The 25,167-nt window shown below is 42.4% G+C and carries 19 protein-coding genes, 2 tRNA genes and 3 rRNA genes; 13 read left to right on the top strand and 11 right to left on the bottom strand.

What is annotated here, in order from left to right; genetic code table 11:
• The first annotated feature begins 280 nt into the window (after positions 1 to 280).
• A complete protein-coding gene (locus tag CLV57_RS05820; protein WP_100340374.1) occupies positions 281 to 1,321 on the top strand; it encodes an SMP-30/gluconolactonase/LRE family protein in 1,041 nt (346 codons plus the stop codon).
• 74 nt (positions 1,322 to 1,395) lie between these two features.
• On the opposite strand, the gene rpoN is transcribed toward CLV57_RS05820, so the two are convergent.
• Positions 1,396 to 2,871: an RNA polymerase factor sigma-54 gene (gene rpoN / locus CLV57_RS05815; RefSeq protein WP_100340373.1), complete on the bottom strand. Its 1,476-nt coding sequence runs from the start codon at positions 2,869 to 2,871 to the stop codon at positions 1,396 to 1,398.
• Positions 2,872 to 3,024: 153 nt separating this feature from the next.
• Between rpoN and mscL the strand changes: the two genes are divergently transcribed.
• Both mscL and CLV57_RS18315 read left to right on the top strand, forming a co-directional pair.
• Complete coding sequence (gene mscL, locus CLV57_RS05810; RefSeq protein ID WP_100340372.1) at positions 3,025 to 3,414, top strand: large-conductance mechanosensitive channel protein MscL; 390 nt, start codon at positions 3,025 to 3,027, stop codon at positions 3,412 to 3,414.
• 27 nt (positions 3,415 to 3,441) lie between these two features.
• Complete coding sequence (locus tag CLV57_RS18315; RefSeq protein ID WP_157799076.1) at positions 3,442 to 3,939, top strand: hypothetical protein; 498 nt, start codon at positions 3,442 to 3,444, stop codon at positions 3,937 to 3,939.
• A 25-nt stretch (positions 3,940 to 3,964) separates the two neighbouring features.
• Here the strand turns inward: CLV57_RS18315 and CLV57_RS05800 are convergent, their stop codons facing one another.
• Positions 3,965 to 4,825: a ChaN family lipoprotein gene (locus CLV57_RS05800; RefSeq protein ID WP_100340370.1), complete on the bottom strand. Its 861-nt coding sequence runs from the start codon at positions 4,823 to 4,825 to the stop codon at positions 3,965 to 3,967.
• A gap of 127 nt (positions 4,826 to 4,952) precedes the next feature.
• On the opposite strand from CLV57_RS05800, the gene rpmH reads away from it, so the two are divergent.
• The 4 genes from rpmH to tsaB all read left to right on the top strand — a co-directional run bounded on the left by rpmH (position 4,953) and on the right by tsaB (position 6,572).
• The gene (gene rpmH / locus CLV57_RS05795) at positions 4,953 to 5,111 is read left to right on the top strand and encodes a 50S ribosomal protein L34 (RefSeq protein WP_100340369.1); all 159 of its coding nucleotides are present in this window, start codon (positions 4,953 to 4,955) and stop codon (positions 5,109 to 5,111) included.
• Between the two features lie 75 nt (positions 5,112 to 5,186).
• Positions 5,187 to 5,570 (top strand): ribonuclease P protein component, encoded by a 384-nt coding sequence (gene rnpA / locus CLV57_RS05790; RefSeq protein ID WP_100340368.1) that lies wholly within the window; start codon positions 5,187 to 5,189, stop codon positions 5,568 to 5,570.
• A complete protein-coding gene (gene yidD, locus CLV57_RS05785) occupies positions 5,567 to 5,809 on the top strand; it encodes a membrane protein insertion efficiency factor YidD (RefSeq protein ID WP_100340367.1) in 243 nt (80 codons plus the stop codon). Before rnpA ends, yidD begins: the two co-directional genes overlap by 4 nt.
• A gap of 76 nt (positions 5,810 to 5,885) precedes the next feature.
• Positions 5,886 to 6,572: a tRNA (adenosine(37)-N6)-threonylcarbamoyltransferase complex dimerization subunit type 1 TsaB gene (gene tsaB, locus CLV57_RS05780; protein WP_211290029.1), complete on the top strand. Its 687-nt coding sequence runs from the start codon at positions 5,886 to 5,888 to the stop codon at positions 6,570 to 6,572.
• Here tsaB and CLV57_RS05775 read toward each other — a convergent pair.
• Both CLV57_RS05775 and CLV57_RS05770 read right to left on the bottom strand, forming a co-directional pair.
• On the bottom strand, positions 6,569 to 8,005 hold the full coding sequence (locus tag CLV57_RS05775; RefSeq protein WP_100340366.1) for a DUF5723 family protein: 1,437 nt from the start codon (positions 8,003 to 8,005) through the stop codon (positions 6,569 to 6,571). The genes tsaB and CLV57_RS05775 overlap by 4 nt on opposite strands.
• 40 nt (positions 8,006 to 8,045) lie before the next feature.
• A complete protein-coding gene (locus CLV57_RS05770; RefSeq protein WP_100340365.1) occupies positions 8,046 to 9,635 on the bottom strand; it encodes a hypothetical protein in 1,590 nt (529 codons plus the stop codon).
• 89 nt (positions 9,636 to 9,724) lie between these two features.
• Between CLV57_RS05770 and CLV57_RS05765 the strand changes: the two genes are divergently transcribed.
• Together CLV57_RS05765 and priA are read left to right on the top strand one after the other, a co-directional pair.
• Entirely contained in the window at positions 9,725 to 10,111 is a 387-nt protein-coding gene (locus tag CLV57_RS05765; protein ID WP_100340364.1) for a DUF423 domain-containing protein, read from the top strand.
• A gap of 1 nt (position 10,112) precedes the next feature.
• Complete coding sequence (priA, locus tag CLV57_RS05760; protein ID WP_100340363.1) at positions 10,113 to 12,599, top strand: replication restart helicase PriA; 2,487 nt, start codon at positions 10,113 to 10,115, stop codon at positions 12,597 to 12,599.
• A 2-nt stretch (positions 12,600 to 12,601) separates the two neighbouring features.
• Here priA and CLV57_RS05755 read toward each other — a convergent pair whose 3' ends face one another.
• Together CLV57_RS05755 and CLV57_RS05750 are read right to left on the bottom strand one after the other, a co-directional pair.
• Positions 12,602 to 12,916 (bottom strand): hypothetical protein, encoded by a 315-nt coding sequence (locus tag CLV57_RS05755; RefSeq protein ID WP_100340362.1) that lies wholly within the window; start codon positions 12,914 to 12,916, stop codon positions 12,602 to 12,604.
• A gap of 64 nt (positions 12,917 to 12,980) precedes the next feature.
• Positions 12,981 to 13,325, bottom strand: coding sequence for a hypothetical protein (locus CLV57_RS05750; RefSeq protein ID WP_100340361.1), 345 nt, complete (start codon positions 13,323 to 13,325; stop codon positions 12,981 to 12,983).
• Between the two features lie 121 nt (positions 13,326 to 13,446).
• Between CLV57_RS05750 and CLV57_RS05745 the strand changes: the two genes are divergently transcribed.
• Positions 13,447 to 14,370 carry a metallophosphoesterase family protein gene (locus CLV57_RS05745; RefSeq protein WP_100340360.1) on the top strand — a complete coding sequence of 308 codons (924 nt, stop codon included), beginning with the start codon at positions 13,447 to 13,449 and terminating at the stop codon, positions 14,368 to 14,370.
• A 74-nt stretch (positions 14,371 to 14,444) separates the two neighbouring features.
• On the top strand, positions 14,445 to 15,620 hold the full coding sequence (locus CLV57_RS05740) for a PepSY-associated TM helix domain-containing protein (RefSeq protein ID WP_100340359.1): 1,176 nt from the start codon (positions 14,445 to 14,447) through the stop codon (positions 15,618 to 15,620).
• A gap of 663 nt (positions 15,621 to 16,283) precedes the next feature.
• Here CLV57_RS05740 and rrf read toward each other — a convergent pair.
• The 5 genes from rrf to CLV57_RS05715 all read right to left on the bottom strand — a co-directional run bounded on the left by rrf (position 16,284) and on the right by CLV57_RS05715 (position 21,661).
• Positions 16,284 to 16,395 (bottom strand): 5S ribosomal RNA (rrf, locus tag CLV57_RS05735).
• 243 nt (positions 16,396 to 16,638) lie between these two features.
• A 23S ribosomal RNA gene (locus CLV57_RS05730) occupies positions 16,639 to 19,515 on the bottom strand.
• Between the two features lie 222 nt (positions 19,516 to 19,737).
• A tRNA-Ala gene (locus tag CLV57_RS05725) sits at positions 19,738 to 19,814 on the bottom strand.
• A gap of 36 nt (positions 19,815 to 19,850) precedes the next feature.
• Positions 19,851 to 19,925, bottom strand: a tRNA-Ile gene (locus tag CLV57_RS05720).
• Positions 19,926 to 20,139: 214 nt separating this feature from the next.
• Positions 20,140 to 21,661: ribosomal RNA gene (locus CLV57_RS05715) — 16S ribosomal RNA — on the bottom strand.
• The 16S, 23S and 5S rRNA genes sit together here with 2 tRNA genes alongside, the layout of an rRNA operon.
• Before the next feature lie 743 nt (positions 21,662 to 22,404).
• Here CLV57_RS05715 and CLV57_RS05710 point away from each other — a divergent pair.
• Both CLV57_RS05710 and CLV57_RS05705 read left to right on the top strand, forming a co-directional pair.
• Complete coding sequence (locus CLV57_RS05710) at positions 22,405 to 23,787, top strand: methyltransferase RsmF C-terminal domain-like protein (protein WP_100340358.1); 1,383 nt, start codon at positions 22,405 to 22,407, stop codon at positions 23,785 to 23,787.
• A gap of 156 nt (positions 23,788 to 23,943) precedes the next feature.
• Complete coding sequence (locus CLV57_RS05705) at positions 23,944 to 24,993, top strand: glycoside hydrolase family 130 protein (protein ID WP_100340357.1); 1,050 nt, start codon at positions 23,944 to 23,946, stop codon at positions 24,991 to 24,993.
• Positions 24,994 to 25,167: the final 174 nt, after the last annotated feature.

The raw sequence follows: 25,167 nt of genomic DNA, 5'->3' as shown, positions 1-25,167 counted from the left end.
TCGATAATTTCAGAAAGTGGCAATATCTATCAATCATTAACTTATCACTGCAATTCATAACGCTGCTATGTATAAATTGATATGTAAATATTATAATATTGCGCTGTACAATATTCTCCATTGTTAATTATTATACTTTTTTAATTAAAACCACCGCTATCTTTAGTTAACCCTCTATTAAACCAATCTACCTAAAGTAAGCTATTTTTTTAAGCGATACTGCGCATCAAGATTATGCGCTTAATTACCTGTGCCAATTATTTAACCTAATATTATTTTTATGAGAAAGAGAACTTTACTATTTATTGGTATGGCAGGCCTTGTTGCCTTTAATTCCTGCAAAAAAGACAATAACACCAACCAGGAAGGGGAAGAGCAATATGTTACAAGCGATATTGTTGACCCAGGCAGGTTGGTAGCCGCTGCGGCAAAAGGTAAATTAGATACCCTTGCATCCGACTTTGGTTTTTCTGAAGGACCTGCGGTTGATAAACAAGGTAATATTTATTTTACCGATCAACCATTTGATAAGATTTTTCGTTGGGACGCAGGCACTAAAACACTGTCGCTTTTCAAGCAAGGTGCGGGCCGCTCAAACGGTATGGCGTTTGACAAAAACGGATATCTTATTGCTTGCGCTGATATGTATGGCGAGTTATGGAAAATTGCTCCCAATGGTAATCAAACGGTGCTTATCAATAATTACAATGGTAAGCTGTTAAACGGTCCTAATGATGTTTGGATCAACCCGATTACGGGCGGCTTGTACATTACAGATCCTATTTTTCCTCGCGATTACTGGACGCTTACCGATCCTCGCCGACAAGGCTGGGAGCCTACACATTCTGAGCAGGCAGCAACCGGCAAAGGCGGACATGTTTATTACCTGGCGCCAGGCGCCAAGGCTTTGGTCAGAGTTACATCTGAAGCAGCAGGCTGGGATGCCAACTCGTGGCCAAACGGCGTGGTTGGAACCCCTGACGGCAAGAAACTTTACGTTAACAAATGGGCAGGCAACAATATGGGCGGCACATGGGTTTTTGATGTTAATGCCGATGGTACGCTTACCAATATGAAGAAGTTCAATGATATGGGCGGCGACGGCATGTCAATGGATGAAAAAGGAAACGTTTACATCAGCAATGGTTTAGGTATAACAGCATTTGATCCAACCGGTGCCAAAGTACTGAGTATACCAATTAAAGGTGGTGCAACCAACAATGTTTTTGGAGGTGCGGATAATAAAACTTTGTTTATAACCGGGCCGTCTACCAAATTAACTTCAATTAAAATGAACGTAAAGGGTGTAGAGAAGTTTTAAGCTTAAACGAAATCACATAAAAAAAGCGATGGGTTTCAAAACTCATCGCTTTTAATTTTTTATAGATAAAATACTTACACCTCTTTCCTCAACCTTGCTACCGGAATATTCATTTGCTCGCGGTATTTGGCTACGGTGCGGCGGGCTATATTGTAGCCGGCATCTTTGAGTATCTCGGTTAGCTTTTCGTCGGCTAATGGGTGGCGTTTATCTTCCTTGCCAATATGCTCTTCCAATATCTTCTTAACCTCTTTATTGGAAACCTCTTCCCCGCTTTCGGTTTGGATGGCTTCTGAGAAGAATGATTTGAGCAAATAGGTACCATGCTCTGTTTGAACGTATTTAGAGTTAGCTACACGCGATACAGTAGATATATCCATGCCAATACGATCAGCAATATCTTTCAATATCATAGGTTTGAGGTTCTTATCGTCTCCGGTTAAGAAAAACTCGTACTGATACTGCATAATGGCATTCATGGTTTTAAGCAAGGTTTGCTGACGCTGCTTAATAGCATCAATAAACCATTTAGCCGAATCCAGCTTCTGCTTAACAAACTGCACCGCCTCTTTTAGTTTTTTATCCTTTTGCGATGCCTTGTCATAATGCTGGAACATTTCCTGATAGGAACGGCTCACACGCAGTTCAGGGGCGTTTTTAGCGTTAAGGGTAAGTATAAGGGTACCGTCGCTATTTTTGATGTGGAAATCAGGAATAACCTGTAGTTGTTTAGTGTTTACTTCATTGGTATCACCCGGTTTAGGGTTAAGCTTTAATATCTCGCTTACAACGGCACGTAACTCCTCCGAGTTCATATTCAGTGAACGCTCCAGCTTGTCGTAATGCTTACGGGTAAACTCGTCCAGATATTCCTCAACAACCAACATAGCCTTTTTGATGATAGGGTCGGTTTGGTCTTTTTTACGCAATTGTATCAACAAACACTCCTGTAAACTGCGCGCACCTACACCTGCGGGATCAAAACCCTGAATGATCCTTAACATGTCTTCTACCTCCTCATCCTCGGCCATCACATTTTGCGAAAACGCGAGATCATCTGTTAGTGACATTATTGGGCGACGCAAATAACCGTCATCATCCAAGCTTCCTATTATTTGCTTGCCAATAACAAAGTCTTTGTCAGATAGCGGCAGCATATCCAACTGCGCCTGTAAACTTTCAAAAAATGAGCTTTGAATAGCCAGCGGCATTTCCTTACGGTCTTCTTCGTCATCGCCGTTCTGGTCATAACGAGATCCGTACTCATTCACGTTGTCTTCCTGAAGATAGTCGTCTATATTGAACTCGTCCATTTCGCCATGCTCCTCGTCGTTGCTATAGTTGTCATCGTCGGGATCACGATCCGGATATTGTTCTTCGGGCTCGTTAAGGTTGGTTAGGCTCATATCCTCCAACGCCGGATTCTCTTCCAGTTCCTCTTTTATACGCGTATCTAATGATACGGTGGGTACCTGCAGCAATTTGATGAATTGAATTTGCTGAGGAGAAAGTTTTTGTAATAGCTTTTGTTGAAGGTTCTGTTTTAACATAAATTAGAGTAGAGGCAAATCTACATCAATTACCAATAATTTGAAAACTTGATTAGTATGGTTACATTTATGCTATAAATGCCAAAATGGGGTATTTGTTTTTACATATTGATTAATTTTATTAGCTGATTATTTAACCCTAAATTTTGAAACATGTCTATAGTAAAAGAATTTAAAGCTTTTGCCATGCGCGGCAATGTGGTTGACCTCGCCGTTGCGGTGGTAATTGGTGGCGCGTTTGGTAAAATAGTAAGCTCACTGGTTGATGATATTATTACACCCGCCATTTTAACACCTGCGCTAAAAGCCGCAAAACTTACTGACCTGGAAAAACTGGTTATACCCGGAACAGCTATAAAATATGGTAATTTCCTTTCGCAGATCATCTCCTTTATTATAGTTGCCTTCGCCTTATTTATCATTGTAAAAGCCATCAACGCAACAAAAAAGAAAGACGAAGAAGCCCCTTCGGCACCACCGGCACCTACCAAAGAGGAAGTTTTGCTTACTGAGATAAGGGATTTGTTGGCGAGGAAGGGTTAAAGTCAATAACGTAACAAACCTTACTTATTGAAAGCATCAAGAATCTATATAGCCGTTTGTTCAGCATTAGCATTCATATTTAATGCGTGTAATAATCGTCCGATTCTGCAAAAAGTAGATGTCGACGAAGGAATATCTCATTATGTTATGTCAGCAGGGGGCGATAAATCAAGATTAGTTGGCCAATTCTGCAATTTACTGTCAGTTGTTCCTTGGAATGAGATGGTAGTTTTAGCGCCTTATACCACTCAGCAAACCATAAATACCTTAGAAATTGACAATTTACAAACAGTGAAAGACGCTTTAGCGAAAGTAAATCTTGATGATGAAGGAAAATGTACTTTAATCTTCTTGCAAGGAAAAAAGCCGATCGCCTATAGTGTTATTAGCAGACGACCCGTAGATATGGTCAGACCTGGTGCTGGTTACTATAAATTAGATTATCACGAGTGTAGTTCTTTAATGTTTGAAGTATTAAACGACGGAAACCTTAAACTAACTTCGATAAAACCGATTAATTTGTAAATCGCTGTAAATATTATTTTAAACGCTATTTACCTCCCGTTAAAATAACATAGTCAGCTTTACCGGATAGCTCTTTCCAATCGGGAACAGAGCCTGCATAGGCATTGATGGTTATTACTCTTGCTTTAGGCGCATAGTTTTTTAACTGTGCTACAATGCCCATCTTCTCTTCGCTGTGGAACCCGCCGTTAACCTGCATAATTTTGAAGCCTTTATTGGCTTTATAGAAGCGCGCAATTGACCAGGCCATGGTAGCATCCCACAAATTTTGAGATTGATAAATATGCATGTTACCCATACCGTGCTGACCGCCCATTTCGGCAATAAATTTCTCGTAATAAGCACCGGTTGCTGTATCAATTGGTAAAGGCGGCAAATAGCTTTTGGCTTGTTTGCTAAGTACATTTAAGTGTCCAAGTCCGCCGGTAGTAACCATATTGGTATAGCGGGCAGGAGCATTAGCTGCCACAACAGGTATGTTATTATTTTTGGCAAATTCAACCAATGGCTTATAATCAGTTTTGTAATGGGGCCATGCGCGGCTATCTGTAATAAAATTCTTCTCGCGGATATAGCCATATAGGTATTCATTTAGCACAGGCTGCACATCGGTTTCAAACATCTCCATTGATAAGGCCACTTTGCCGGGATATTGTGTTGATAAGGCCTTCAGCAGATCAAGCTCGGCAATGTGGCCCACGCTGTCATCGTGAATCTCGCCATAAAAAACTATATCAGCATTAGTCATAGCCTGAATAACATCCTGTACAGGAACTTTACTTTTGGTGGTTGTATTGTAAACAGTGTAAGCTGCCTGCGTGTTATTTTGAGCTGATGCTTTTGCAATAATCAAAAATAGCAGCATAACAATGTAAAGTCTTTTCATAACAGCAGTTAATGGTTGAGTATTAGTTTAAATATACAATTATAAAAATGTAAAATTGTATTTGAGAAGTGCGAAAATAACACTACATTTGCGCTCTTGTTTTTTTAAACAAATAGAATAAACAGTCATGAAAAGAACATTCCAGCCTTCTCAAAGAAAAAGAAGAAATAAACACGGTTTCCGTGAGCGTATGGCATCTGCTAACGGTAGAAGAATATTAGCAGCAAGAAGAGCAAAAGGCAGAAAAAGACTAACAGTATCTGACGAGCGTCGTCATAAAGCATAATTCCTCCGGTTGCTTCTTATCAGCATAGGGGCCTGAACCGGTTATTTATTTAAATTTCGGTTCAGTATAAGCAAAATGCAAACCTTTAAAAAGGAAGAACGGTTATGTAACAAAAGGCTTATTGATGGTCTTTATCATAACGGTTCTTCCTTTTTATGTTATCCTTTTAAGGTATCGTGGTTAGTTATTGAACAGCCACAGCCCGCACCTGCGCAAGTAGTTTTTACTGTTGCAAAAAAACGGTATAAGCACGCGGTTGACCGCAACCTGCTTAAACGCCGCATGCGCGAAGCCTACCGCCTGCATAAACAAGAACAGCTTTACAACTTTTTGGAGCAGACGGGTAAAACCATCATTCTTTCTGTAAGTTACATTGGTAAAGAGATAAGTGAGTATGCATTTATTGATAAAAAAATGCAAAAGCTTTTCACTCAGCTTTGCGAGGGGCTTGCTAAATGAAGGCTATAGCAAATATAATAAAGACGGGCCTGGGCGCCGTATTTATTGCACTGATCAGGTTCTACCAATATTTTCTTTCTCCCCTTTTAGGTGCATCATGCCGGTATACGCCTACCTGCTCTCAATATGGTTTAGAAGCCGTAAAAAAATATGGCCCTTTTAAAGGTGGATGGTTAACTTTGAAACGTATTGCCCGCTGCAACCCCTGGGGCGGCCACGGGCATGATCCTGTACCGTGATGGTCATTAGTCACTGGTCATTAGTCATTAGTAAAAAGCTTATGACCAATGACTAATGACCAATGACCGATGACCAATGACTAAAATGATTTTACAAATAGAAACAGCCACAACCGTTTGTTCGGTAGCTTTAGCTAACCGGGGAGAGTTAATTGCCGTTAAGGAAGTTAATGAGCGTAATGTACATGCCGAGGTTATAACTGTTTTTATTGATGAGTTGCTCAATAAGGCTGGCATTAAGTACGGTGAGTTAGATGCCATTGCCGTTAGCAGTGGCCCCGGGTCATATACAGGGTTACGTATTGGCGTTTCAACTGCGAAAGGTTTATGCTACGCTTTAAGCAAACCACTAATAGCCGTAGAAACGCTTGAGGCTATGGCAAGTGGCTTTGCAGCCGAGGGTAACTATACTGATGCCCTTATGTGCCCAATGATTGATGCCCGCCGGATGGAAGTTTACACCGCCTTGTTTGACGCGGCAGGAAATACCATAAAACCAACTGCTGCCGAAATTATTGATGAACATAGTTTTACGACTGAACTCCAACAAAACAAAATCGTATTTTTTGGTGATGGCGCTGCAAAATGCCGTAGAATTTTAAGCCAAAGCAGCAACGCCGTTATTGTAGAAGATTTTTATAATTCAGCTGCGCACCTTACTCAAAAAGCCTATCAAAAATATCAGGCGGGTCAGTTTGAAGACGTTGCTTATTTTGAACCATTTTATCTTAAAGATTTTTTGGTTACTACTAAAAAGGCTTAATAGGTTCCTTGTTTCCCTTTAAATACTTTATGCCATATCCGGCTGAAGAAACCACCATCTTCACCATTAGGTATCCAACTGGCATTCATTGGGTGTTCAATTACGTTTCCAAATTTAAAAGAAATGCCAAAAAATACATCTGCTCCGCTGTAGGCACCAGTGTTGCGCACAACCTGCTCCTGTTGAGCACCATTGTTTCTTAGCGCTGTTCTTACAGCTTTTGCGCTCTGGTACAAACGCTCTGTTCCTGCAAAAAGCTCAAAATTGGGAGTTTTATACATAAGCTGGCCGCCCCAATTAAACAACCCCAGGGTATTGTAAGATGCGGTACCGGTAACAGTAATATTGTTATAACTGAACGGAACTACTGCCGCAGCTGTTACATGGTCATAAAACAACTCCTTTGAGGCGATAAGCGTTGGCGCTATTCTGAATTTTTTGTCGTAATCCAGCCAATAAGTCCTGTTTATGCTTGTCTCAAAAATAGCATTGGTGTGGCTGTAAAAAGGGCCTGGAGTTTTGTTGCCTGATGTTATGGACGAAACTGCATTGATAATATTTTGTTCGCGCTCTTTCTTACTGAAATTGTTAATGGTATCACCACTTACAAAATTTGCAATGTATGAGTCGCCTCCCCACCTGATGATACCCAGATCTTTTAAGTTGAATTGCAACCGGTAGCCATCTCTGGTTGTTAAGCCTGTTCCAATGGTAATAGCAGCTCCCGGGTTTTTAAAGGTAAACTTTTTGATCTGCTCGCTTATTTTACCGGTACCACTCAATGCAATAATAGCGGCATCATTAGGTTGATCCAATGTTAATTGCGACTGATTGATCCTTACATCACTGTAAGCTAAACCCAAAAGCGCGCTCAATTTTATACCTAATGCAAAACGCGGATTGATCTGCTCGCGGTAACTAAAAGAGAACTGATGATATACCTGATAAGAGTAATTGTCATTAAGTACATTAGCGTAGAAAGACTTATTAAAATCATTAGGCCCAGCAAATAAAGCTAATGATTCATCTGTAACGTAACCCATAGCTTCGGCCCTGCTACTTATGGAGAAGCCTATTTCCTGGTTGCCGTTAAGACTGGTAAATATTTTAAGCATTGCCAGGTAAGCGTTTGAACTGCTGCGTATGTTGCTGTATTTACCCTGCCCAATCTGTAAAGCCTTCGTATTATAGTAACCCGAGAAGAACCGGTCTATAACAGCATCTTGAGCATTACCCGTTACATAAAAATTACCCGTTAAATTAGGAATGAAAAAATTGGAGGCTATGAACCTGCTTGAATCGGGAATAAAAGACCGCTGGGATGGGTTTTCAAACGAATCGTACAGCGTTCCGGTATTGTATTGAGAAAATTGCTGAGCAAATAGTTTAACAGTCAATAATAGGAAACAACTTACAAGTACTACTTTCTTCATCCCGGCTATATTGTGTTGTACGGCTTTAAATGTTTATTAGTTATTTGCTTACACCAGAGGTATCGGGCTGGTTAACATTCAAACAAAAAACACTATAAAAGTTTTTATCGGCTGCTGATAATTGATACGAGGCAGCGTAAAAATTCTTCCATCCGGGTTCGTTCTCATTGAATGCCTTATAAAAATTATCATTTAGATCCCGTTTTAAAACAGACTGACTATTCTTAAAATTCATATACCAAGACACGTTACTACGCTGGGTGGTTAACTTAGTGAACTCGTTGTATGACGACAATTTGCTTTGAAACTTATTATTGAAATAAGTATCGCGATAACTTACTAACTCGTTTTTTGTATTGGCAAGTACCAGATAATTGTCAACTATCATAAACCAGGGATGGTTGAACACGCTAAATGCATCGCCCAATAAAAAAAACGGAACTTTATTGTATTTGAACTGCCCCATTTCCTCGCCATCCATATTACTGATGTTATACATTGCCGGCCTCAGTTCAGAGCCATCGTTAAGCGCTATAATGGCCAGCTTTTCCATGTACCTTGTAGTAACCACGCCAAATTCATTACTTAACGATTTGTTGAATTCTGTTACCAGTTTTATGCCTGTTTCAGTACTTATTTTTTTAAATAACGAGTCTTTCTCATGTTTTAATCCTGCCTTGCTTTGCCAATCGGCCAGATCCGTTTCAAACTTTTTCACATCAGAAGCAGCAAAGTTTACGCTATAGGCAGTTGTTGCAGGAAAAATATTGACCAATTCATTCACAACCGGCTGCTGAGATAGAAACAGGCTCACAAAACTCGACGACTTATTCATCTCGGTTTCAGTAAATCCGCTAAACATCAAGGCATCGCTCTTAAAATTAAGGTCAAGCACGCCAAGCGCCGGCAGCATGCGGTAACATTTAAAAATATCGCTATACTTATTCTTTAATAATTTATCGAATAACGGGTTGAGCTGCGCGTAATTAACATACAAATTGGCCAGCGAATTAGCCGTTTGCTGCTGAGGAAGCTGTATAAAATTATCTTTATCCTTATGGGGAGTATATGCTATAAAAGCATCTATTACTTCTTTAGAAAAGCTACCTGCATAAATTCCTTTCTCTTTACTTACCAGGTAAAAGTGCTTATTTAACCTGGCCGAGAAGATATCATAGCCTTTTTGATTATTATAGTTAGCCGCCTTGATCTGAAGCGGGCCCTTTTGAGCAATCATTTTATCAAAAGCTTTGCTGTCAAAATTTTTAGCTGCCGACGTACTTAACAGCATCCCTATCCCGTTATCCTTTTCAGGATGGAACGATAGAAATATGTCTTGTCCATCAAAGAACGACCTCAGGGCGTTATCATTTAAAAATTCTTTTCGTAAACTATCCAGTGCATTCAGGTTTTTTTCACCAATAACGGCAGCAAATAGTTTGTTACCATTATATATTTCGTAAAAGCTTTCTTCGTTATTAAATCTGAAAACTAAAGCAGCGTTATCAGGAATAGCGCGTAACACATTGGTGGTGCGTGAACCCGGTGTACTTAAGTTATTAAAGTATAGAACAGCCAAAAGTATAATAGCCGCAAACAGAAATACCGATAAAATAATGGGTCGCCTCATGCTTTTGTTGGTTAGCGCAAGTTATGATTTTTAGCCGATAGCATTCAAGTAATACTTTCAATTGGTTAATTTAGCCTTTTATTAAAAGCATGGATAAGCAAATAGTTATAACCGCATCAATATTTGGCATGGTGGCCGTTATGGCCGGGGCCTTTGGTGCACACGCCTTAAAAGCCATATTAGCTGCAGAGCAATTACAAACGTGGCAAACTGCTGTACAATATCAGTTTTATCACGTTTTCGCGTTATTATTTCTGGCTGTATTAGGGCAGCAAAATAATGGCTACGCGTCGGCTGCATTCTATTTGTTTACATTTGGTATTATATTCTTCTCCGGGTCATTATACGTACTTTCTTTGCGCTACGCGCTCAACTGGAACTGGGCCAAAGTATTAGGTCCTATTACTCCAATAGGCGGATTGTTATTTATAGCCGGATGGGTAATGCTGTTAATGGCCGCTTTAAAGCAAAAATAATATGCTTGAATTTGCCGAAGCTGCACACCATGGCCGTAAAACCTTTTTTGTTGAGGTAATACTACCTTTGGCTATTGCCAAAAATTACACCTACCGTGTGCCGTTTGAAATGAACGGAGCGGTTGAGGTAGGTAAGCGTGTTGTAGTACAGTTTGGTAAAAGCAAGTTATACACGGCTATTATTGATAAAATAACCGAAACCCCTCCCGAAAAATACGAAGCCAAATACATACTTGAAGTTTTAGATGACCGGCCGGTTGTTACCCAAACCCAGCTTCAGTTTTGGAAATGGATGGCAGAGTATTACATGTGTAATGATGGCGAAGTAATGAATGCGGCGCTTCCCACAGCACTAAAGCTGGCCAGCGAAACCAAAATAACACTTAACCGCGAATTCCTGGCTGATAAGTCGGGGTTAAACGACAGGGAGTTTTTAATAGTTGAGGCGCTCGATCTGCAACCCGAGCTTACTGTTAGCGACATTGCTAAACTACTGGGGCAAAAAACGGTAATGCCGATATTGAAATTACTGTTTGAAAAAAGCATCATCAATATATCTGAAGAGGTAAGCGAGCGTTATAAGCCACGCATGCGCACTTTTTTAACGCTCAATCCCGTATATCAAAATCAGGATCAGTTAAAAGAATTGTTTGGCTTACTGGAAAAGCGGGCACCTAAACAGGCTGATGCGGTGTTGGCCTACATGAAACTTTCCCGCCATCAAAAAGCTGTTTCAAAAAACGAACTGATTGAAGAGAGTGGTGCAGGTTCGTCCAGTATTAATTCATTAATTGAAAAGGAAGTTTTTATTGCTAAGGAGAAAAATGTAAGCAGGCTACATATTGAAGACGAAGGCCTGTTTGACATTTTTGAATTAAGTGCGCAACAGCAGGAAGCGCTTAACAGCATCAGGCAACAATTTGAACAAAAGGATGTAGTGTTACTGCACGGTGTTACCTCCTCCGGCAAAACGCAGGTTTACATCCGCTTAATGGAAGAAGCGTTAGCCGCAGGTAAGCAGGTGCTATACCTGTTGCCCGAAATTGCTTTAACCACACACGTTATTGAGCGGCTTCGTCAGTACTTTGGCACAAGCATAGGTGTATACCACTCGCGCTTTAATGACAATGAACGGGTTGAAGTTTGGCAAAAAGTTCTCAATGGAGAATATCGCGTGGTTTTAGGGGCGAGATCAGCAGTCTTCCTGCCTTTTCAGGAGTTAGGCCTTATCATAATTGATGAGGAGCATGAAGTATCTTATAAGCAGTTTGATCCGGCACCACGCTATAATGCCCGGGATGCCGCCATTTTTTTGGCTAACAAACATAACGGCAAGGTTTTATTAGGGTCTGCCACCCCTGCATTCGAGACTTATTATAATGCGCGTTCGCATAAGTATGGTCTCGCAGAAATGACAGAACGGTTTGGCGGTACTGAGCTGCCGTTAATTGAAGTGATAAGCATTGCTGAAGAAACCAAAAAGAAAACCATACAATCGCATTTCACCAGTGTTTTAATGCTGGACGTTCAGCAAGCCCTGGCCAATAAAGAGCAGGTGATACTATTTCAAAACAGGCGTGGATATGCCCCGCTGTTGCTTTGTAAGGTTTGCGCCTATACCCCAAAATGCATTAATTGCGATGTAAGCCTTACGTTCCATAAACATAGTGGCAAACTGCATTGCCATTACTGCGGGTACAAAGAAGATAGTCCGACAATTTGCCCGGCATGCGGTTCAACACATTTGGAATATAAAGGCTTTGGCACCGAAAAGATAGAGGATGAATTATCCCTGCTCCTGCCATCTGCGCGCATTGCACGGATGGACCTGGATACTACGCGTTCGCGTAACTCACTGCAAACCATACTTAATGATCTGGAAGAAAAAAAGATAGATGTTTTGGTGGGTACCCAAATGGTGGCTAAGGGGCTGGATTTTGCAGATGTTACCGTTATTGGCATTATCAATGCCGACAGCATGCTCAAATTCCCTGATTATCGCGCTAATGAACGAAGCTTTCAACTATTGGCGCAGGTAAGCGGCAGGGCCGGCCGCAGGGGCAAACAGGGAAAGGTGGTTATTCAAACCTATGATGTAAACCATCGCGTTATAAAACAGGTAATAGAAAATAACTATCGTGATCTTTATTTCACCGAAATGGAGGAGAGAAAAAATTTCAGTTACCCGCCTTTTTTTAGGGTGATTAACCTCGACATTAAACATAAAGACCCCGAGATACTTTACAACCAGGCCGCCTACTTAGCAGCAGAATTGCGTAAGCACTTTGGTGAACGCGTGATAGGCCCTGAAACGCCTTTAGTAAGTCGTATACGCAATTACTACATCAAATCTATTATGCTGAAGTTTGAAAAGGATGGTGTTTCAGTTAATAAAGTAAAAACCACAATTCGCGATGTTATAACGCAATTTCAAACCACCAAGCTCAGTAAAGGCAGTATCATTCAGCCCGATGTAGATCCGTATTAGATCTATTTCCTGCGAATGCTCACTATTTCTATTTCATCTATCTTATTACCCCAGCCGCATACAAATTTTGAAGATAACACCCTGTAGGTCAAAATAACCGTAAGCTCGGTTTCCTTATACTTATTGTCCAGATTGGTAGGACTGTAATTTACATCACCAACCCTTATCAGCCATCCACAACCATCAGCTGCTACCGGCCCGCTGTCTATAATTTTTGCCTCGTTTGCTATTAATCCACTATCCTTTTTACACGCGGTAAAGGTCACAACCAAAGTAAATAGCGGCAACAGAAAAAGTTTAACGGTTAAGTTTTTCATGATAATGTTTTAGCTATTAAACGCAGGCAAAACATAAACCGCTACAACAAAATAAACTTGTTTGTCAATCCAGGTGGCTTAAATTCAGGATGCTTATTTGTGTGTAGCCGGCATCTGATCCGCATTTGACCACAGGCATATCCGGAATGGTGTAAGTTATCTTGACCTGCATGCTATCATTCTGAAATTGAGGATCGAGGTTTACCGGCTTAAGGCTATTATGAGGGCTTGTTTCAGTGTCGTGATCAGTTACTTGTATAACCCAACCGCAGGTATTAACGGCTGCATTACTCCCACTCAAAATTATGGCGTTATGCGCATGCACTTTTTCACTCTTTTTACAACCGGCGGTTTCGGCAATAATTAAAACGGACGCCATAAGCATCCAAACAGGTAAATACTTTTTCATAGGGGTAACAATGTTTTAAACAACAGTTAACAATACTTTTTGTTTATGCTGATAAAAAAGTAGTTTATTAGCTTCCGGATGAGTGTTTGCAATTAATGTTTTTATTACACGTTTAACTTTTATGATTAAAAAAAGTGTCTGTTTAGGTTTAATATATTTACTGACAGTTTGTTGCTACTTTAAAGGATTTTCACAGCAAAAAACTCCTGTCTTAGCATTTGCAAGCGATACTCAGGAGCCGCAATGGGTTGAAAAATTATTCCTTAAAGCCGATCATAATCTGGAGGCTACGCAGGCGCTGTTTAAAGATGTTAGCGAACGTAAGCCCTCGGCCTTATTTATTATGGGAGACGTGGTTTCATCTGGTAAGAAAGAAAAAGCCTGGAAAAACATGGATAAGTACATTGGTCAGTCTGTTAAAGATTCGATACCTGTATATGCTACGTTGGGTAACCATGATGTTATGTTCAACGCTAAACAAGGGATGCTCAAGTTTAAAAAAAGGTTTCCCGACTATGAGCCAACCGGGTTTTCTGTGGTTATTGATTCGGTTGCGGTATTGCTACTCAACTCAAATTTTAGCGCCATGAGTAGCGCCGATACAGCTAAACAAAACGAGTGGTACAAAGCCAAACTGAAAAAATTAGATACCGACCCATCTATAAAAATGATAATTGTGGGGTGCCATCATTCACCGTATACCAATAGTAGGGTTGTGAAGCCATCGCTGTCTGTTCAACAAAATTTTGTAGCGCCATTTATAACATCCCGTAAATGCATCCTGTTTATATCCGGACATTCCCATAATTACGAGCAATTTAAGATGCAGGGAAAAAACTTTGTGGTAATTGGCGGCGGAGGCGGACTTCATCAAGGTGTGAAAGAAAACAACGATGTAATGAACGATGTAGCCGCTGGGTATAAACCGCTATTTCACTATCTGGAGGTTAGGCGTGACGGAACTCAACTAAATGTGCTTTCAAGACAGATGACTAAAGATTTTTCAGCATTTACAGATGGAACGACGTTCCGGGTTAAATTGTAAAGTTAAGTTCGGCGGAAGCTTATTAAGAAAGATTCTTAATAGTCCAACTATTATTTGCATCTTTACTTCTACGGATGGCAAAGAAGCGAAATTTTAAATATTGGGTTGGACGTTTACATTTATGGTTCGGTTTGGCAAGCGGACTTATTGTTTGCTTTTTAGGGATAACCGGCTGTATTTTAGCTTTCGAGCGTGAGATCAGCGATGCAACCCAACCTTACCGCTTTGTTCAGGTGGAAAATAAGGCGTTGCTTCCACCATCCGTATTAAAGAATGTTGCTAATAAAGCGCTCCCTAACAAACACAACCCTCACAGTATATCCTACCAACCTGGAAAAGCTACACAAGCTGTTTATTATAATGCCGATCCGGAATACTACTGGATTGTATATTTAAACCCCTATAGCGGTGAGGTTTTAAAAGTGAAGGACATGGATGCCGACTTTTTTAGAATTGTAACCATGGGCCATTACTACCTGTGGCTACCTCCAGCAATTGGTCAGCCAATTGTAGCGTCCGCAACTCTTGTTTTTGTACTGATGCTGGTAAGCGGGCTTATTTTGTGGTGGCCACGCAGTAAAGCAGCAGCTAAGCAACGCTTCACCTTAAAACTAAACGCTAAATGGCGCCGGGTAAATTACGATTTGCATAACGTACTCGGTTTTTATATGGCTTGGGTTATCATCTTTATTGCCTTTACCGGACTGGTATGGGGTTTTCAATGGTTTGCTCAATCTGTATATTGGGTGAGCTCAGGAGGCAAGCAACAAGTCGCGTTTTATGAACCTAAATCAGATACAACCAAAATAACCAAACATAATAATGTAGATAAAATATGGTACAAAATGCGGGCGCAATTGCCGGGCTTTATCGGCAGCATAGATGTTCATATACCTGAGAATAGCAAAGCATCTATTGAGGTGGCTATAAACCCTGACACTTATACTTATTGGAAAACTGATTATCTTTATTTTGACCAATATACTTTAACGGAAATACCTGTCAAACACATCTATGGTAAATTAAACAAAGCCGGCGCAGCCGATAAGTTGACGCGTATGAATTATGATATACATGTTGGTGCCATTGCAGGCCTGCCAGGAAAGGTAATTGCATTTTTTGCCAGTTTATTAGCTGCAAGTATGCCAGTAACCGGTTTCGTTATATGGTGGGGAAGAGGGAAGAAAAAGCACGATAAAGCTACCCGTACACCTTCAACCGATACTAAAAGGATGGTATTAGCAAACTAAGCAGATTGCTCAGCACTTTAATTACTTCAGTGTTTATATCGCACTGCAATTCATAAGTATTCGGAAGACTGAATTTGGTTAAGACGCTACTCTATATCTGTCAATCAGTCCCGTAATTGAACGATTATATGGCATATATTAATGAAATAGTTGTAATTGCTCTTGGTTTCCACCAACGGAATTTTGGCAAAAGGCTAGGGCTTTAACCAAATTACAACAAAGGGTTTGTTCCAAACACTCGTATAAAGGTTTGAAATTTTTAATGGATTATACGCCGCCGCTTAAGCGTTTAATTCAAATAGTCTAATTACATAGTATTGAAATACAGATGGTCATACTTCGCTTAGACTTTAATTGCAAGTAGACTAACTGCCGTTACGAATACGAGCTGCTCAATAAGTGCCATTCCAGTACATACCAGCCTTTAGGGGTAAATTCAACAACTATCACGTTCAAAAATTGCTTTAATCGACGGATGAGGGCATGAAATCAAAGATTTAAGGTTCTCAGTAAGACTAGTAGGATTGGCATGATAACTAACGCTTGTTATGGCAGGACTTTAAATTGTATAGGGGTAATATGCCCACCAATTGAGGTTATAGAAGGGAAGGTTATAAAAACAGAAAACCCCTTCATGGTTAGATGAAAGGGTTTCTGAGTAAAATTTGGCACCGACCTACTCTCCCACGTTTTACCGCAGTACCATCGGCTCTGGCGGGCTTAACTTCTCTGTTCGGAATGGGAAGAGGTGGACACCGCCGATATAGGCACCTGAAGGTTTTCAGATCTGAGTATTGAGATATAAGATTTGAGACTCATTTCAATAACAAATCAATATTTTATAGATGTAAGAAGAGATTGTGCGATACAGACTAACGTCTCATATCTCATATCTCACGTCTCATATCTAAGACAATGATTGAAAGAAGTGATTGAATTGTAGAGAAAACAACAGTATTAATTTACTATCTGTGTTGTGTTGTCAGGGTGCAGATTGCTCTGCACCCCTATATTCCAACCGAAGAAAGCTTCGGGCGATTAGTATTACTCGGCTATGATGTCACCACCTTTAGACCTGTAACCTATCAACGTAGTAGTCTACTACGACCCTCAATGGAAGTCTCATCTCGTGGCTAGTTTCGCACTTAGATGCTTTCAGCGCTTATCTATTCCCAACGTAGCTACTCTGCAGTACACCTGGCGGCATAACAGATTCACCAGAGGTTAGTCCAACCCGGTCCTCTCGTACTAAGGTCAGCCCCACTCAAACTTCCAACGCCCACAACAGATAGGGACCGAACTGTCTCGCGACGTTCTGAACCCAGCTCGCGTGCCACTTTAATGAGCGAACAGCTCAACCCTTGGGACCTTCTCCAGCCCCAGGATGTGACGAGCCGACATCGAGGTGCCAAACCTCCCCGTCGATATGAGCTCTTGGGGGAGATCAGCCTGTTATCCCCAGCGTACCTTTTATCCTTTGAGCGATGGCCCTTCCATGCAGAACCACCGGATCACTATATCCGTCTTTCGACCCAGCTCGACTTGTCTGTCTCACTGTCAAGCAAGCTTATGCTATTGCACTCCGCGTACGGTTACCAAGCGTACTGAGCTTACCTTTGAAAGCCTCCGTTACCTTTTTGGAGGCGACCACCCCAGTCAAACTACCCGCCAAACAATGTCCTCGACTGTGTCGAGTTAGACACCAAATACAGAAAGGGTGGTATTTCAACGTTGGCTAACCTACTCCTAGCGAAGCAGGATCACAGCCTCCCACCTATCCTACACATCCTGTATCCGATATCAATGTTAAGTTGTAGTGAAGGTGCATGGGGTCTTTCCGTCCCGTTGCGGGTAACCGGCGTCTTCACCGATACCACAATTTCACCGAGCTCATGGCTGAGACAGCGCCCAGATCGTTACACCATTCGTGCAGGTCGGAACTTACCCGACAAGGAATTTCGCTACCTTAGGACCGTTATAGTTACGGCCGCCGTTTACTGGGGCTTCGATTCAATGCTTCGCCTTGCGACTAACATCCCCTCTTAACCTTCCAGCACCGGGCAGGTGTCAGGCCTTATACGTCATCTTTCGATTTTGCAAAGCCATGTGTTTTTGTTAAACAGTCGCCTGGGCCTTTTCACTGCGGCTGATATTGCTACCAGCGCCCCTTCTCCCGAAGTTACAGGGCCATTTTGCCGAGTTCCTTAGCCATGATTCACTCGAGCACCTTAGGATTCTCTCCTCGACTACCTGTGTCGGTTTACGGTACGGGGTTTTATAACCTGAAGCTTAGCAGGTTTTCTTGGAAGTCTGATTACCTGAACTATTCCCTTACCCGAAGGCTCGAGATACTATCAGCTTTCAGCAAAAAAGGCGTACTTAACTACCTCTCCTATACCTACGGCCTTTAACGAACTATTCCGTCAGTTCGCGTCAGTTTCACTACTCCGTCACTGCATCGCAGTTATAAAACGTACTGGAATATTAACCAGTTATCCATCGGCTACGCCCTTCGGCTTCACCTTAGGCCCCGACTAACCCTGATCCGATTAGCGTTGATCAGGAAACCTTAGTCTTTCGGTGGGCAGGTTTCTCTCCTGCCTTATCGTTACTTATGCCTACATTTGCTTTTCTATTCCCTCCACAGTCAGTTACCTTCCTGCTTCACCGCAAATAGAATGCTCCCCTACCAGTGCATTTACATGCAATCCATAGCTTCGGTATACCGCTTAATGCCCGTTTATTATCCATGCCCGATCGCTCGACTAGTGAGCTGTTACGCACTCTTTAAATGAATGGCTGCTTCCAAGCCAACATCCTAGCTGTCTGTGCAATCGGACCTCGTTAGTTCAACTTAGCGGTAATTTGGGGACCTTAGCTGATGGTCTGGGTTCTTTCCCTCTCGGCCATGGACCTTAGCACCCATAGCCTCACTGCCGTGTATATTATAAAGCATTCGGAGTTTGTCTGGATTTGGTAGGATTTGACTCCCCCGCACCCAATCAGTAGCTCTACCTCTTTATAACTCTACCACGACGCTGTTCCTAAAAACATTTCGGGGAGTACGAGCTATTTCCCAGTTTGATTAGCCTTTCACCCCTACCCACAAGTCATCCGGAAACTTTTCAACGTTTATCGGTTCGGTCCTCCAGTACCTGTTACGGCACCTTCAACCTGCTCATGGGTAGATCACAAGGTTTCGCGTCTACCTCCACTGACTATGCGCCCTATTCAGACTCGCTTTCGCTTCGGATCCGTGTCTTAAACACTTAACCTTGCCAATGAAGAGTAACTCGTAGGCTCATTATGCAAAAGGCACGCCGTCACGGTGTTAACCGCTCCGACCGCTTGTAAGTACACGGTTTCAGGTTCTATTTCACTCCCCTGTTCGGGGTTCTTTTCACCTTTCCCTCACGGTACTGGTTCACTATCGGTCTCTCAGGAGTATTTAGCCTTACCGGATGGTGCCGGCAGATTCCCACAAGGCGTCTCCGACCTCGCGGTACTCAGGATACCACTATCTTTATATTACTTACCCGTACGCAGCTCTCATGCTCTATGGCCGGGTTTCCCACCCCGTTCCGGTTCATTTTATAAGTCATGTTGTGGTCCTACAACCCCTATATTGCCGTAACAATATAGGTTTGGGCTTCTTCCATTTCGCTCGCCACTACTCTGGAAATCATTGTTATTTTCTCTTCCTCTGCTTACTTAGATGTTTCAGTTCAGCAGGTTTGCGCTATTGCAACTAGTCTTCAACTAGTTAGGTTTCCCCATTCAGAAATTTACGGATCAAATCTTATTTGCAAATCCCCGTAACTTATCGCAGCTTATCACGTCTTTCATCGCCTCTGAGAGCCAAGGCATCCCCCGTGTACCCTTTCTTACTTTCTTCTACTATACCGCCTTTTGCGCCGGTATGTATGCTTTTATTAGTTAGTCAGTCATTAAGTCATTGGTCATTCGTCACTAGTCATTATTGCTAATAACTGTTGACTATTGACTAACTTCTTAACAACGTCCCTACTGTTGTTTTCTCGTTTTTCAATTACTTCTTCCAATATGTCAAAGAACGTTCGTAAACCTAATCATATATATAATATACTTTCGCTATACTTGGTGGAGAATAACGGATTCGAACCGTTGACCCCCTGCGTGCAAGGCAGGTGCTCTAGCCAGCTGAGCTAATCCCCCAATTAATGAATCTGTGATATGTTTCACTCACCTTCGTAGTCCCGAGCAGATTTGAACTGCTGACCCCTACATTATCAGTGTAGTGCTCTAACCAAGCTGAGCTACAGGACTTCTTGTTTTAGGATGTCGGACTCACGATTTCGGATTTTCGTAATCGCAAATCGTAATCTCTTACAATCCTGCCTCTCAGATGTTACCGCCACTGATGGCTTCATCTTTTGGGTTTTCTTTTTGTTTTATTATTTAAAAGATAATCATGTATCGAGCACTCCTGCTCTTTATTGATGCTGTTAGTAGAACAGATCGAGGGTGGGTATTGCTCCAGAAAGGAGGTATTCCAGCCACACCTTCCGGTACGGCTACCTTGTTACGACTTAGCCCCAGTTACCGACTTTACCCTAGGCGGCTCCTTGCGGTTACCGACTTCAGGTACTTCCAGCTTCCATGGCTTGACGGGCGGTGTGTACAAGGCCCGGGAACGTATTCACCGCGTCATTGCTGATACGCGATTACTAGCGAATCCAACTTCACGGGGTCGAGTTGCAGACCCCGATCCGAACTGTGATCAGCTTTGTGAGATTGGCATCCTGTTGCCAGGTAGCTGCCCTCTGTACTGACCATTGTAGCACGTGTGTAGCCCCGGACGTAAGGGCCATGATGACTTGACGTCGTCCCCTCCTTCCTCTCTATTTGCATAGGCAGTCTGTTTAGAGTCCCCATCATTACATGCTGGCAACTAAACATAGGGGTTGCGCTCGTTGCGGGACTTAACCCAACACCTCACGGCACGAGCTGACGACAGCCATGCAGCACCTAGTTTCGTGTCCCGAAGGACTAGAGCGTCTCTGCTCTATTCACTAACTTTCAAGCCCGGGTAAGGTTCCTCGCGTATCATCGAATTAAACCACATGCTCCTCCGCTTGTGCGGGCCCCCGTCAATTCCTTTGAGTTTCACCCTTGCGGGCGTACTCCCCAGGTGGAATACTTAACGCTTTCGCTTAGACGCTGACCGTATATCGCCAACATCGAGTATTCATCGTTTAGGGCGTGGACTACCAGGGTATCTAATCCTGTTTGATCCCCACGCTTTCGTGCCTCAGTGTCAATTAAACCATAGTAAGCTGCCTTCGCAATTGGTGTTCTGTGACATATCTATGCATTTCACCGCTACTTGTCACATTCCGCCTACCTCTAGTTCATTCAAGTTCATCAGTATCAAAGGCACTGCGACAGTTAAGCTGCCGTCTTTCACCCCTGACTTAATAAACCACCTACGCACCCTTTAAACCCAATAAATCCGGATAACGCTTGGATCCTCCGTATTACCGCGGCTGCTGGCACGGAGTTAGCCGATCCTTATTCTCAGAGTACATTCAGCTTCGTATACATACGAAGGTTTATTCCCCTGCAAAAGCAGTTTACAACCCGTAGGGCCGTCTTCCTGCACGCGGCATGGCTGGTTCAGACTTGCGTCCATTGACCAATATTCCTTACTGCTGCCTCCCGTAGGAGTCTGGTCCGTGTCTCAGTACCAGTGTGGGGGGTCATCCTCTCAGATCCCCTAAACATCGTAGCCTTGGTATGCCGTTACCACACCAACTAGCTAATGTTCCGCATGCCCATCTTAATCCTATAAATATTTGATTATTAAATAATGCTATTCAATAATGTTATGCGGTGTTAATCTCTCTTTCGAGAGGCTATCCCCCAGATTAAGGTAGGTTACATACGTGTTACGCACCCGTGCGCCACTCTCAAGGAAAGCAAGCTCTCCTATCCCGTCCGACTTGCATGTATTAGGCCTGCCGCTAGCGTTCATCCTGAGCCAGGATCAAACTCTCCATTGTAAATGTTTTGAGTTCGAACTTTTCCTGACTCTACTTATTAATTCTTTGGAATTGTCTAAATAGAATCTTAGTTCTGTTTGTTATATATCTTTATACAACACCCTTCCCTGTTTCAATCTATTCTTATTACTAACTTCTTCAATATTGAACAGCTCAACCTGATGGTTTAACTGCTCGCTACATGATTGCATCTTTTAAAAGAACTTTTCTCTTCCCCGTCTCGGTTCCGATATATTTTATCCGCAATTGCTGCGGCTAAATCTCTGTTTGTTGATCAGGTGATTCGCTCACCGTCTTTCGCTTTTCAGCTCCCATCGTTTTGGGATTGCAAAGGTAGAAATCTTTTTTCTTTTTCCAAATTTTATTTTAAAATAATTTCTGGCCTCTCTTCCCTTTCCTGTTAGCTCGTTTTCCGTTCCGCTTTCGCTTCCCATTCATCACTCGCTAACCCCTCTCAATGTACAACCGCATTCCTTCGTTTGCGGGCTGCAAAGGTAGGAAAGTTTTTCAATTTGTAAAGTATTTTTTTACTTTTTTTTAAAACTCTTCGCTACTCTTTAGCTTTCAAATAACAACCTGCCTTCTTACTGGCCGGGTTACAAATGTAAGCAGAAAAGGCATTTTGGCAAAAACAATTTTCACTTTTTTAAATAGCATTGTAACTCACTGTTTTACAGTTCAAACTATAGCATAAACCGCACATTGCAATACTTACTTTAGGTAATTTGATATATTTGAAACGTATGAAAAACGCGCATTTCCCTGTAAATTTCCTTGAATCGCTGCAAAATGAGCCGGGTTTTAACCCAACAAATTTTGTTGAAGCACATCAAAATATAGCTGCACCAACCAGTATAAGGCTTAATCCTTTTAAAAAAACAGGGGTGAAACTTGATGAAAGGGTGCCCTGGTGCGCCGAAGGGTACTATTTAAATGAGCGGCCATCCTTTACATTCGATCCGCTTTTTCATGCCGGAGCTTATTATGTACAGGAGGCATCATCTATGTTTATTGATACTATATATAGGTATATAAAACAACCGGAGCCGGTAAAGGTGCTTGACCTTTGCGCGGCACCCGGTGGTAAAAGCACTTTACTAAGCTCGGTACTCGCCACCAACGACTTGCTTGTAGCCAATGAAATTATCAAGACACGTGTGCCTATCCTTGCAGATAACCTTACCCGCTGGGGTACATCCAACACTATAGTTACCAATAACGACCCGAAAGACTTTGAACGCCTGCCCGGTTTTTTCGATATAATATTGGTTGATGCACCCTGCTCGGGCTCGGGTATGTTCAGGAAAGACCCGGATGCCATGACCGAATGGAGCGAAGCCAATGTAAACCTTTGTCATCAACGGCAGGAACGCATATTGGCCGATGTTTACCCCGCCCTAAAAGAAGATGGCTACCTTATATATAGTACCTGTTCCTACTCGCACCAGGAAAATGAGGATATACTCGACTGGCTGTGTACGCAATTTAATATGGAAAGCATCCGCATACCTATTAATAAGGAGTGGGTTGTGGTTGAAACCCAATCTGCAGCTAAGCAGGCCTGGGGTTATCGCTTCTATCCGGGACAGGTGCAGGGCGAAGGTTTGTTTGCGGCCTGTCTGCGTAAAAAGGAAAGTGCCGAAGATCCGGCATCCTTTAAAAACAACAATAACCAAAAGGTGGATAAACACGAGCTGGAACTGGTTCGTAACTATATAACGGAACCTGAGAACTTTTACTTTTTTAAAGTTAGCGATGACTGGCTGGCTATTAATAATAGCCACAAGGAAAGCTTGAGCCTGATATCGCATCGTTTATACATCAAAAAATCGGGCGTACGCATTGGTAAGGTAGCCGGGCGAGATGTGATACCCGACCACGAGCTGGCCCTAAGCACTATTATTAATAAAGAGGCTGTGTTGCAAACCGAACTGGAAAAAGACCAAGCTATACAATACCTGCGCCGCGACAACATCAGCATTAACACTAATAATAAGGGGTGGAGTTTAATGACATTTGACGGTTTACCGTTGGGTTGGGCCAAACTGCTGCCTAACCGCGTCAATAATTATTATCCGAAAGAGTTGAGGATATTGGCCGCTGCTCCGCAAACTAAAATTGTCTGAACTAAGATTTGTAAGATTTTTTTGGTTATAGGATTGTTGTATATATATTATATGTAGGCAAGGAAATCCAACAATCTTCATCATCCTAAAAATCTTAGTTCAGACAATCAAACCATATACTACTATATACTGTTACTATATATATACTATATAGCTATGACAGATATTGCCCGCCGCTTTCCGCAAAACCCTTTGTTAAAACCTGCCGACCTGCCGCCAAGCGAGGAGGGCCTGCATATTATATGCCTGCTTAACCCGGGAGTGTTTAGGTTTGAGGGCAAGACATGGCTAATTGTTCGCGTGGCCGAGAACGCGGTGCAAAAGGAAGGCTCTATCTTTTTCCCTGTTTTGAATGAAATGGGTAAGACTGAAATTATTGAACTCCCTGCTGAGCATCCCGAACTCATCACTACCGACCCGCGCGTGATCCGTTACATGGGGTTGGATTATCTCACTACCCTATCGCACCTGCGTTTGCTGTGCAGCGATGATGGCATTAACTTTTACGAACCTAAAGGACCTAACGCTCTTTTCGGCATTGGTAAGCTGGAGGCATTTGGTATTGAGGATTGCCGCGTTAGCAAAATTGACGATACATTTTACCTCACCTTCACCTCCGTATCCGGCAATGGTGTGGGTGTGGGTATGCGCACCACCAAAAACTGGCGCATATTTGAACGCCATGGCATGATACTGCCACCCCATAATAAAGATTGCGCCATTTTTGAAGAACGCATAAACGGCAAGTATTACTGCCTGCACCGGCCAAGCAGCGTTGATATTGGCGGCAATTTTATATGGATTGCCGAATCGCCGGATGGTGTGCACTGGGGTAACCACCAATGTATTATTAAAACCCGCAAAGACAGTTGGGACAGCACCCGCGTAGGTGCCGGTGCCGCTCCTATCAAAACTGATAAGGGCTGGCTGGAAATTTACCACGGTGCCAACAAGCAGCACCAGTATTGCTTAGGCGCGTTTTTGTTGGACCTCAATGATCCCACTAAAGTTATAGCCCATGCCAAAGATCCTATTATGATACCTACCGAACCGTACGAGTTGAGCGGATTTTTCGGTAATGTGGTATTTACCAACGGTCACGTGGTTGATGGCGACACTATTACTATATACTATGGCGCATCTGACGAGTTTGTGTGCGGGGCCACTTTTTCTATACAGGAGATTTTGGCTAAGCTGGGGGTTTGATCGTGTCATTGGTCATTGGCCATTGGTCACCGCTCACTGGTCGAAGCTTGTAGCTTCGTCCTACAATGTTGCAAGCATCCTGCTTGCGTTAAGCTTTAATGTTAGCGTATTTTAGGTGGAAGCTAAAAGCTTCACCCAATAAAGCGTAACAGACTAAAAAATCCCCGCAGCACA

It is taken from the genome of Mucilaginibacter auburnensis (assembly GCF_002797815.1).
Lineage (GTDB): Bacteria > Bacteroidota > Bacteroidia > Sphingobacteriales > Sphingobacteriaceae > Mucilaginibacter > Mucilaginibacter auburnensis.
Note: the sequence above shows the minus strand (reverse complement) of the source record. Positions and strands in the feature narration are given on the sequence as shown.

Bases quoted from the DNA above. Each gene is read 5' to 3' on its own strand.
- CLV57_RS05705 (WP_100340357.1), top strand. From the start codon at position 23,944: ATGACAGATATTGCCCGCCGCTTTCCGCAAAACCCTTTGTTAAAACCT.
- rnpA (WP_100340368.1), top strand. From the start codon at position 5,187: ATGCAAACCTTTAAAAAGGAAGAACGGTTATGTAACAAAAGGCTTATT.
- CLV57_RS05740 (WP_100340359.1), top strand. From the start codon at position 14,445: ATGGCAAAGAAGCGAAATTTTAAATATTGGGTTGGACGTTTACATTTA.
- CLV57_RS05755 (WP_100340362.1), bottom strand. From the start codon at position 12,916: ATGAAAAACTTAACCGTTAAACTTTTTCTGTTGCCGCTATTTACTTTG.
- yidD (WP_100340367.1), top strand. From the start codon at position 5,567: ATGAAGGCTATAGCAAATATAATAAAGACGGGCCTGGGCGCCGTATTT.
- rpmH (WP_100340369.1), top strand. From the start codon at position 4,953: ATGAAAAGAACATTCCAGCCTTCTCAAAGAAAAAGAAGAAATAAACAC.
- CLV57_RS05775 (WP_100340366.1), bottom strand. From the start codon at position 8,005: ATGAAGAAAGTAGTACTTGTAAGTTGTTTCCTATTATTGACTGTTAAA.
- tsaB (WP_211290029.1), top strand. From the start codon at position 5,886: ATGACTAAAATGATTTTACAAATAGAAACAGCCACAACCGTTTGTTCG.
- CLV57_RS05750 (WP_100340361.1), bottom strand. From the start codon at position 13,325: ATGAAAAAGTATTTACCTGTTTGGATGCTTATGGCGTCCGTTTTAATT.
- CLV57_RS05745 (WP_100340360.1), top strand. From the start codon at position 13,447: ATGATTAAAAAAAGTGTCTGTTTAGGTTTAATATATTTACTGACAGTT.
- CLV57_RS05820 (WP_100340374.1), top strand. From the start codon at position 281: ATGAGAAAGAGAACTTTACTATTTATTGGTATGGCAGGCCTTGTTGCC.
- mscL (WP_100340372.1), top strand. From the start codon at position 3,025: ATGTCTATAGTAAAAGAATTTAAAGCTTTTGCCATGCGCGGCAATGTG.
- CLV57_RS05710 (WP_100340358.1), top strand. From the start codon at position 22,405: ATGAAAAACGCGCATTTCCCTGTAAATTTCCTTGAATCGCTGCAAAAT.
- rpoN (WP_100340373.1), bottom strand. From the start codon at position 2,871: ATGTTAAAACAGAACCTTCAACAAAAGCTATTACAAAAACTTTCTCCT.
- CLV57_RS05800 (WP_100340370.1), bottom strand. From the start codon at position 4,825: ATGAAAAGACTTTACATTGTTATGCTGCTATTTTTGATTATTGCAAAA.
- CLV57_RS05770 (WP_100340365.1), bottom strand. From the start codon at position 9,635: ATGAGGCGACCCATTATTTTATCGGTATTTCTGTTTGCGGCTATTATA.
- priA (WP_100340363.1), top strand. From the start codon at position 10,113: ATGCTTGAATTTGCCGAAGCTGCACACCATGGCCGTAAAACCTTTTTT.
- CLV57_RS05765 (WP_100340364.1), top strand. From the start codon at position 9,725: ATGGATAAGCAAATAGTTATAACCGCATCAATATTTGGCATGGTGGCC.